The sequence below is a fragment of the Flavobacterium columnare NBRC 100251 = ATCC 23463 genome, from assembly GCF_002530675.1.
In the GTDB taxonomy this organism is placed as follows: Bacteria; Bacteroidota; Bacteroidia; order Flavobacteriales; family Flavobacteriaceae; genus Flavobacterium; species Flavobacterium columnare.
In genome coordinates this window covers 23,792-33,296 of record NZ_PCMX01000069.1, presented here as the reverse complement: position 1 = coordinate 33,296, position 9,505 = coordinate 23,792, and the positions used below count along the sequence as shown (strand labels likewise).

The 9,505-nt window shown below is 31.1% G+C and carries 7 protein-coding genes; 4 read left to right on the top strand and 3 right to left on the bottom strand.

Translation table 11 applies throughout. The features are described 5' to 3' along the window. The first annotated feature begins 330 nt into the window (after positions 1-330). On the top strand, positions 331-1,830 hold the full coding sequence (locus tag B0A78_RS10090; RefSeq protein WP_014165086.1) for a sensor histidine kinase: 1,500 nt from the start codon (positions 331-333) through the stop codon (positions 1,828-1,830). An 89-nt stretch (positions 1,831-1,919) separates the two neighbouring features. Here B0A78_RS10090 and rny read toward each other — a convergent pair whose 3' ends face one another. The 3 genes from rny to B0A78_RS14980 all read right to left on the bottom strand — a co-directional run bounded on the left by rny (position 1,920) and on the right by B0A78_RS14980 (position 4,133). Then, positions 1,920-3,482 carry a ribonuclease Y gene (rny, locus tag B0A78_RS10085; RefSeq protein ID WP_014165087.1) on the bottom strand — a complete coding sequence of 521 codons (1,563 nt, stop codon included), beginning with the start codon at positions 3,480-3,482 and terminating at the stop codon, positions 1,920-1,922. Between the two features lie 220 nt (positions 3,483-3,702). Further along, a complete protein-coding gene (locus B0A78_RS10080; RefSeq protein WP_014165088.1) occupies positions 3,703-3,990 on the bottom strand; it encodes a cell division protein ZapA in 288 nt (95 codons plus the stop codon). Between the two features lie 8 nt (positions 3,991-3,998). Beyond that, the gene (locus B0A78_RS14980; RefSeq protein ID WP_257790839.1) at positions 3,999-4,133 is read right to left on the bottom strand and encodes a hypothetical protein; all 135 of its coding nucleotides are present in this window, start codon (positions 4,131-4,133) and stop codon (positions 3,999-4,001) included. A gap of 379 nt (positions 4,134-4,512) precedes the next feature. On the opposite strand from B0A78_RS14980, the gene B0A78_RS10070 reads away from it, so the two are divergent. Genes B0A78_RS10070 through B0A78_RS10060 form a run of 3 tightly spaced genes read left to right on the top strand, consistent with a single transcriptional unit; the run spans position 4,513 to position 9,398 of the window. Next, entirely contained in the window at positions 4,513-6,213 is a 1,701-nt protein-coding gene (locus B0A78_RS10070) for a M23 family metallopeptidase (RefSeq protein WP_077225927.1), read from the top strand. Between the two features lie 60 nt (positions 6,214-6,273). Continuing rightward, positions 6,274-8,673, top strand: a complete 2,400-nt coding sequence (locus B0A78_RS10065) for a TonB-dependent receptor (protein ID WP_169859134.1) — start codon at positions 6,274-6,276, stop codon at positions 8,671-8,673. A 38-nt stretch (positions 8,674-8,711) separates the two neighbouring features. Further along, a complete protein-coding gene (locus B0A78_RS10060) occupies positions 8,712-9,398 on the top strand; it encodes a hypothetical protein (RefSeq protein WP_065213166.1) in 687 nt (228 codons plus the stop codon). Positions 9,399-9,505: the final 107 nt, after the last annotated feature.

The window sequence follows — 9,505 nt, the reverse complement described above, 5'->3', positions numbered from 1 at the left end:
ATTACAGTTTGTTTATTGTATTAAAAGATTCATAGATGCAGAGTGATATTAAAAAGTTTTATAAAACGAATTTTTTATGTTAATAACATAAAGTGTGTTTTTTATTTTTTATTTGGTTGTTAAAAAAAATAAGATAGTATTGTTTTAAGAGTAAGCTGGTATAATTTTTAAGTTGATTAGTCGTTAATTAAAGTTGTATTATCTAAAAAAAAATAGTATTTTTTTATCTTATTAAGTTTAATGTAAAGTTGTACTTATCTGTTTTGCACGGAATAAAAGTATATTTGTCGATGTTTTTGTTTAATATTATTTTTAAAAGTAGAATCCAAAATGCAATTAGGGCTGTCAGATCATTTTTTTTTAAACAAAATAATTTCCAATCAATCGTTGCTGTTTTTTCAGTTTTCTATAAATCTGGATGGTTGTTTAACAGTAGATTATTTGCAAGGACCTTATTATGATTTTTTTGAATCAGATATCGAAATGTTTAAGAGTGAGCCTTTGCTTATTTTTAGGAAAGTAGTATTGCCGATAGATAAATCTAAGGTTTTAAATTCTATAGAAAAAAGTAGAAAAAACTTAGAGAATTTAGAGCTAGACTTTAGGGTTGTATTATCTAAAGGCCTTAAGTGGTATAAAATGGCTGTTACTGTTGAAAAAGAAAAAGATAAAGTTTCTTTTTTTGGAGTAATGACGGATATTACGGGGCAAAAAAAGATAGAAGAAGAGAATAAAATTATTGAATTAAGAAGTCAATTTGCTAATCAAGCCTCAGAAATAGGAGTGTGGGATTGGAATTTGGTTACGAATGAAGTTTATTATTCGGCTCAATCGCTTAAGATTCTAGAGATACATGAAGGAGATTTGGGGGTGATTTCAAATCCTGAAAAGTGGGATAAGTTAGTTCATCCAGACGATAAAGAAATTTATTTTAATAATATAAAAGATCATTTCGAAGGTAAAATACCTCATTATGAAACCTATCATCGTGTTTTGTGTAATGGAGTTTATAAATGGATTTTGGATAGAGGAAAGGTTATAGAACGAGACGATTCTGGGAAGCCTTTGAGGATTATTGGAACGCATACAGATGTTACCGCTCAAAAAGAAAAAGAACAAAAGCTTCGAGAAACTTTTGATGTCGTAAATAATCAAAAAGGGAAATTAATGAATTTTGCGCATATTGTTTCGCATAATTTAAAGAGTCATACCGAAAACTTTTATATGTTACTATCCTTTTATAAAAATGGATATGTTTCTACAGAAGAGGTTATTGAAAGCTTGCAAATCGTGTATAACGAATTAAAAGAAACTATAGATAATTTAGTAGACTTAGTGGGGGTTCAGGCAGAAGTTATTAATGAAAAACAAAAAAACAACCTAAAGAATTATATAGAAAAAACTTTATCTGTTTTAAAAGAAATGATTCAAGCTAAGGATATTGTTGTGAATCTGGAAGTTGATGAAAAAATTGAAGTTTCTTTTATTCCTGCTTATCTTGAAAGTGTAATTCTTAATTTGACGACTAATGCAGTTAAATATTCAGATCCTGCTAAAAAAGATAATTTTATTTCGTATTATTTAAAATCAGAATTAGATGATAATGCAGAATATGATGTTTTATGTGTTGAAGATAATGGGATAGGAATTGATCTAGAAAAATATCAAGAGGCTGTTTTTGGACCTTATAAGACGTTTCATAAGAAGCGAGAATCTACAGGAATTGGTTTGTATATAGCTAAAAATCAAGTAGAGGCTATGGGGGGGAAAATTAGTGTAATTAGTAAATTGGGTGTAGGTTCTGTTTTTAAAGTTTATTTTAAGAGGTAATTTTGTTTAGATTTTGAGTTTTTTCGAAGAAAAAGGATTATGGTATAATTGGTAAAAAATCATCTATAAAANNTTTTATAGATGATTTTTTACTTAGCTATATTAACAGCTCTGGTTTCGCGAATTACTGTGATTTTGACTTGACCAGGATATGTCATTTCAGTTTGAATTTTATGTGAGATCTCAAATGATAGTTTGGCTGCCATTTCATCAGTTACTTTTTCGCTTTCAACAATTACTCGTAATTCTCTTCCTGCTTGAATTGCGTATGCGCTTTTTACTCCGCCAAAACCGTAAGCAATGTCTTCTAAGTCTTTAAGGCGTTGTATGTAAGAGTCTAAAACTTGGCGTCTGGCTCCAGGTCTGGCTCCAGAAATAGCGTCGCACACCTGAATAATAGGAGCAATTAATGATTTCATTTCTATTTCGTCATGGTGAGCTCCAATGGCATTGCATACATCTTCTTTTTCACCATATTTTTCAGCCCATTGCATACCTAATAAAGCATGTGGTAAGTCGCTTTCTGTTTCAGGAACTTTTCCTATATCGTGTAAAAGACCAGCTCTTTTGGCCAATTTTACATTTAATCCCAATTCAGCGGCCATAATACCACAAAGTTTAGCAACTTCTCTTGAGTGTTGTAATAGGTTTTGACCGTATGAAGAACGGTATTTCATACGTCCGACTATTTTAATTAGTTCAGGGTGTAAGCCGTGAACACCTAGTTCGATTACGGTGCGTTTTCCTACTTCAATAATTTCTTCTTCTATTTGTTTGGTAGTTTTAGCAACTACTTCTTCTATTCTAGCTGGGTGTATACGTCCGTCTGTAACCAATTTATGGAGAGATAAACGAGCAATTTCCCTTCTTACAGGGTCAAAGCATGATAAGATGATGGCTTCGGGGGTGTCATCAACGATTATTTCAACTCCTGTAGCGGCTTCTATAGCGCGTATGTTACGACCTTCGCGACCAATAATTCTCCCTTTTACGTCGTCTGATTCAATATTGAATACAGATACGCAGTTTTCAACGGCTTCTTCTGTTCCTACGCGTTGAATGGTATTAATGATGATCTTTTTCGCTTCTTGTTGAGCGGTCATTTTAGCTTCTTCTATAGTCTCTTGAATATGAGCCATAGCATTTGTTTTAGCTTCTGCTTTTAAGCTTTCCATTAATTGGTTTTTAGCTTCTTCCGCAGATAGCCCCGAAATGGTTTCTAGCTGTTCTACTTGCGCTCGGTGCATTTTTTCGATTTCAGAAGTTTTCTTTTCTAAATTCTCAGCTTTTGAATCGTATTCTTTTATTTTGTGTTCAATTTCTTCATTTAATTTTTTTGTTTTTGCAAGTTCATTAGAAACTTGAGATTCTTTGTCGCGGGTTCTTTTTTCTACTTCAGCAACTTTTCGGTCACGAGTTAAAATAACCTGTTCGTGTTCGGCCTTTAACTCGATGAATTTTTCCTTGGCTTGTAATATCTTATCTTTTTTGATGTTTTCAGCCTCCGTGTTAGCGTCTTTCAAGATAGAAGTAGCTTCTTTTTTTGCATTTTTAATCAAGGTAGATACATTGGTTTTTTCTAAGTATTTCGCAATACTAAAACCTGTTGCAACTCCAAGGATTCCAATAATAATTACTATTAAAATGTCCATAGTTTATGTTAAGTGTTATGTATAAAAAAACCTACATTAGAAAAATTGCATAAACTCTAAATATGCAAGTTTTGGGTTAACTCAATGTTCAAGCTTCCTACTAAAAGGCCTGCTATAGTATTGATGATTTGCCCTTTTTAAACGTTAGTGTTGAGTTTATCAAATGGGTACTAATGTAGGTAGTGTTTTTAAATCTAATTTTTTAAGAACGTATTTTTGTTTAGAGATATTGATCTAATAAATTGTTTAATCTTTTTAATTTTTCTGTCACTTGTTCATTTGAGTCATTTATTTCCTCATTTTTTTGTTCTACTTGAGTGGCAAATTGTAAGGCACACATTGCAAGTAAATCTTGCTTGTCTTTTACTGCATAATTTTGTTCAAACTGCCTTAGCATATAGTCAATTCTTTGAGAAGCCTTTAATAAGCTTTCTTTTTGAGTAGGATCTATCGTTAAAGGATAAAGCCTTTCTGCTATTGATATGTCTATTTTTAGTTTTTCACTCATTATGCTTTCTAATCCGAAAGTTGTGCTATACAATAATCAATTTCTTTGATTAATGAATTTATTTTGAGTTTCGTATCTCTTTTGAATTCGTCACTACCTAAAAGTGCGTTTGTCATTTTTACTGCGTCAAGTTCAGCCTTCATCTTTTTCAAGTCCTGACTTTGCTTTAGAATAATAGATTCTGAATACCTAAGTTTTAATCTTAGTTCTTGATTATCAAGTTTTAGGTTTTCCATTTTCTGGAAAAGTTCCTGAATCTTAACTTCAAGCGAATTAATTATTCCTTCTAGTCTGCCCATCGTAATAAAAATACATCACATCACTCTACAAATTTAAATTTTAAAATGTATTTTAACAATAAGATTGAAGAAAAAAAATGATAATTGTCAATTTTTTATTGTTAATCGTTTTAAAATGAAACTTTTAAAAATAAAAAAAGAGGCGTGAAATATTGTAAAAAGGAATCGTTATCTTAGCACAAAGATAAAAAGCCTTTAAGTTTACAGATGTAATTTTTGTGATATGATTAAAAAGTTTTGGTTTATTTTTTTGATAGTTCCTTTTATAGGGATTTGTCAGGATAGATATCCTAGAGATTATTTTGGTTCTCCTTTAGATATTGGTTTAAATATTGCGGGTTCTTTTGGAGAGCTTAGACCTAATCATTTTCATTCGGGAATAGATTTTAGAACACGACAAAAAGAAGGGTTTCCTGTATATGCAACAGCAGATGGCTTTGTTTCTCGGTTAAACGTTTCTACTTATGGATATGGTAAGTGTTTGTATATTGATCATCCTAATGGTTATACTACGGTCTATGCTCACTTGCAACGTTTTTCAGAAACAATTGATAGGTATGTTCGAGAAAAACAGTATGCTGATAAAACTTTTGTTTTAGAATTACGTCCAAAAGCGGATCTTTTGTCTGTAAAAAAGGGAGATTTGATAGGCTATACGGGGAATACCGGTGGGTCTAGTGGGCCGCATTTGCATTTTGAAATAAGAGACACAAAAACCGAGTTAGCTATGAACCCCTTTTTGTTTGGCTATGATGCTTTTATAAAAGATACAAAAGCCCCTTCTATAGACGGATTATATGCGTATGCTTTATCTAAAAACGCTGTAGTCAACAGTTCTTCACAATCTATAATGATTCCTCTAACATTACAAGTAGATGGAACCTATCTTGCCGCCCCTGTAAAAGCTAAAGATACAATAGGATTTGCAATAAATACTCATGATGTATCTGATTATAATTTTGGTAAAAATGGAATTTATAAATTGGATACATTTTTAAATGGAACACCTTATTTTGGATATCAATTTGATAGTTTTTCTTTTGATGAATCAAAACATATAAACTGTTTTATAGATTACTCAAGATATAAAAAAACGCATCAACGTTTTCAGAAACTCTTTATAGGTTACATATTTCCAGAAAGTATTATAAAATATAAAAAGAATAACGGACTATTAGCTGTAGAACCTAATTATAATTTAAACTACAAAATAGAAATTTATGATTTCCACGGCAATAAGAACACGATAATCATTCCAATTGAGTTTTCTAATGAAAATAGCTCAGTGATAAATAATAATCTTAAAACACCGTATTTTTTAAAATCACAAATAGAACAATTGTACTCAAAAGAGGGAATCTCGGTGTTTATTCCAGAACAAACTTTTTACGAAGATTTTTACATCAGATTTGATGTAAAGAACCAAGAATTATATTTACATGACGAGTCCGTGGCCATTAGTAAGTCTATGACTATTACGTTTGATGTGGCTCATTTACCTAAAGAAGCACGTGAAAAAATGTTTATTGCCAATTTAGATGGCGGTAGAATAGAGTATAATACCACTGTGAAAAAAGAAGATCAGTTTATAATTAAAGTAAAAAAATTAGGAAAATTTTTCATTGCTAAAGACACCGTAGCACCTAAAATTTATGCCCCTAATTTTAAAATAGGAGAAGATTTAACCTCAAAAGATTCGTTGAAAATTTTTATTTCCGATAACTTATCGGGAATTAAATCATATAATGCGTATCTAAATAATCAATGGATACTAATGGAGTACGAACCTAAGTTAAATAGATTGATCCATTATTTTTCTGATTCTAAATTTATAGATGGTAAAAATGATTTTAAGCTAGAAGTAATGGATAATTTAGGAAATACAACTACATTTGAATCCAATTTCTATAAAACAAAAGCATAAATTTTGAAAACTAAATTTTCTTTTTTATTACTTCTATTTTCATTTAGCTTGTTAGGACAAATGGCTAGAGTCAAAGGAATAGTGTTAGATGAAGATAATAATCCTGTAGAAGGAGTTAATGTATCATTTCAACAAAAAAATAGCAAAACGAATGAAAATGGGTTTTATCAACTAGCCATCCCTTCAAAAGTAAAATCCAACCTAAAGTTTACGCATTTATCTTTAAAAACGGCTGTTATTTCGTTAGAACTAAATCCTAATGAAGATTATGAATTTAATGTTGTGCTAAAAAGTACGATGGAACAACTTGGGGAAATTGTTATATCTAATAGTAACAAAAAAAGAGTCGAAGGAATTACGACATTATCACCTAAAGCCATTCGATTAATACCAGGAGCTAATTCAGGGGTGGAAAATATTTTAAAATCGTTACCAGGAGTTAACTCTAACAATGAATTAAGTACACAATATGCTGTAAGAGGAGGCAATTATGATGAAAATTTAGTATACGTAAATGAAATAGAAGTATATCGGCCTTTTTTAATTCGATCGGGTCAACAAGAAGGTTTAAGCTTTACCAATACAGATCTGATTCAACACGTTGATTTTTCATCAGGAGGATTTCAGGCTAAATATGGGGATAAATTGTCGTCTGTACTAGATATAACGTATAGAAAACCAACTAAATTTGGTGCCTCTCTTGAAGCCTCGTTTTTAGGAGGAAGTGTTTCTATGGATAATGTATCGAAAGATCAAAAATGGAATGCTGTTACAGGAATTCGTTATCGAGATAATAGTTTATTAGTAAAGAGTCAAGAAACTCAAACAAATTTCAAACCGCGATTTGCAGATTTACAAACATATATAACATTTACTCCTAATCTTAAATGGCAATTGGGTTTTTTAGGAAATGTATCACAAAATAAGTATGATTACAGACCTTTTTCTAGGCAAACTAATTTTGGATCACTACAAGAACCTCTGGCTTTATTAGTACAGTATGAGGGCGTTGAAAAAGACGCTTACACAACTACTTTTGGAGCTATAAAAGCACATTACAAGATAAATGATAATTCTAATTTAAAGTGGATTAATTCAATTTATCATACGATTGAACAAGAGTATTATGATATAATGGCAGAATATAAACTAGGGGAGATAAACTCTAATTTAGGGGATTCTAGTTTTGGTAATGTCGAATATGCTAGAGGAATAGGTTCTCAGCTTACACATGCTCGTAATGATTTAGATGCTTTAATTGTAAATACTGAACTAAAAGGGAATCATAAGATAAAAGAGAATCAAATAGACTGGGGATTTAAATACACGCATGAAAGTATACGAGATAGAATCAGAGAATGGGAAGTAATTGATTCTGCGGGTTTCTTATTAAACCCTCCTAAAATTTTCCCTAAAAAGGTTCAACCCTATACTCCCTATATAGGACCTTTAGTACCTTATACTAGTATTAGGGTTGTTAATTATACTAATATTAATCGTTTTTCTGCGTATTTTCAGTGGAATAAACGTTTAAAGTGGAGAGAATATGAATTGTTTATAAACGCAGGAGTAAGAACTCAAAGCTGGAAAGTTATAGATATACTTAAAAAAGGCAATAGCCAAATTACGTTTAGTCCAAGAGTACAATTTGCTATAAAACCGAACTGGCGAACAGATATGCTTTTTAGAATTTCAGGAGGTTGGTATCATCAACCGCCTTTTTATAGGGAGTTAAGAGATTCCTTAGGGGAAGTTAAACCTAATATCAAGGCGCAAGAATCTACTCATATAGTTTTAGGACACGATTTTAGTTTTAAAATGTGGAAGCGCCCATTTAAGTTGGTTACTGAATTGTACTATAAAGATATGAACAATGTAAATCCTTATACGATAGATAATGTAAGGATTCGTTATAAAGCTATTAATAATGCCGAAGCTTATGCTAAAGGAATAGATGTTAGAATGAATGGTGAATTTATTCCAGGGACTGAATCATGGTTAAGTTTTGGATATATGGATACACAAGAGTCAATTGAAGGAAAAGGATACATACCTCGACCTACCGATCAAAGATTAAAGTTCGGAGCTTTGTTTCAGGATTATGTTCCTAACATACCCGCTCTAAAAATGTATCTTAATTTAGTGTATAATACAGGTCTGCCAGGAGGATCACCTTCTTATGCAAATCCCTATGAATATCAATCAAGATTAAGAGATTATCGTAGAGCAGATATTGGTTTTTCATACGTCTTTACAGATAGAGCTAGAGCCAAAGAAAAAGATAATTGGTTAAGACACTTTAAAGAACTGGCTCTTGGAATGGAAATTTTTAATATGTTTGATAATCAGAACTCAATTACAAATACATGGGTGAGAGATGTCTATACTAAAAACCAATATGGAGTACCTAATTACTTAACAACTCGTGTATTTAGTATAAAATTAAATGTTAAGATATAAACTAAAAAATAGGTATATTTGGATCAAATAGAACTGCGATGAAAAAGAATATTTTATATTTTCTGCCTTTAATTATTTCATTAGGAAGTTGTAAAGAAGAACAAAAACCAAAAGTAAAATATGATAGACCTGTAAAACAGGTTGAAATAAAGAAAGATACAACTCGTTTATTAGTTGCAGATTTACCCATACAGTTTTCTAGTTCCAATGTTTTGATTTATCCAATGGGGGAACTCAGGGTAAGTGATCTGAAAAAAGGAAATTATGATGGGGACAAGATGGATATGAATGGGTTTAATGTGTCAAATGTTTTAGACGAAGAACTTACAGGATATTTGCAAAACGTTAAGTTTCAGGAAATAGGAAAAGATTCTTTACATATATTAACGGATAAATCTGTTTTAATTGAACGAATGACTTATCTTAAGTCCAGAAAGATTTTAGTATATGTCATGGCCGATAGTGATACGAATCAAGATGGTAAAGTAGATTCTTATGATGTGAAATCTTTGTATTTGAGCACTGATTTAGGGAATCAATTTACTAAGGTTTCAATTGATATGCAGGAATTGATCGATTGGAATTATGTAGAAGCAGTAAACAAAATCTTTTTTAGAACAATAGAAGATCGTAATAAAAATGGTGCTTTTGACAAAATGGATGGCTTGCATTATTTTTATGTTGATGTTAAAAAAGATTGGGTAGCCCAAGAGTTTAAAATATGATAAGATTTTCTTAATAAATGAGACTGTCCAAAAAGTCCGCAATCTTGACATTTCGACCAAAGGGAGAAATAACATAATGTTGATTTATTACTTCTTGGACAGCCTTA

Coding starts and splice junctions, on each gene's coding strand:
- B0A78_RS10090 (WP_014165086.1), top strand. CDS start 331: ATGCAATTAGGGCTGTCAGATCATTTTTTTTTAAACAAAATAATTTCC.
- rny (WP_014165087.1), bottom strand. CDS start 3,482: ATGGACATTTTAATAGTAATTATTATTGGAATCCTTGGAGTTGCAACA.
- B0A78_RS10080 (WP_014165088.1), bottom strand. CDS start 3,990: ATGAGTGAAAAACTAAAAATAGACATATCAATAGCAGAAAGGCTTTAT.
- B0A78_RS14980 (WP_257790839.1), bottom strand. CDS start 4,133: ATGAAGGCTGAACTTGACGCAGTAAAAATGACAAACGCACTTTTAGGT.
- B0A78_RS10070 (WP_077225927.1), top strand. CDS start 4,513: ATGATTAAAAAGTTTTGGTTTATTTTTTTGATAGTTCCTTTTATAGGG.
- B0A78_RS10065 (WP_169859134.1), top strand. CDS start 6,274: ATGGCTAGAGTCAAAGGAATAGTGTTAGATGAAGATAATAATCCTGTA.
- B0A78_RS10060 (WP_065213166.1), top strand. CDS start 8,712: ATGAAAAAGAATATTTTATATTTTCTGCCTTTAATTATTTCATTAGGA.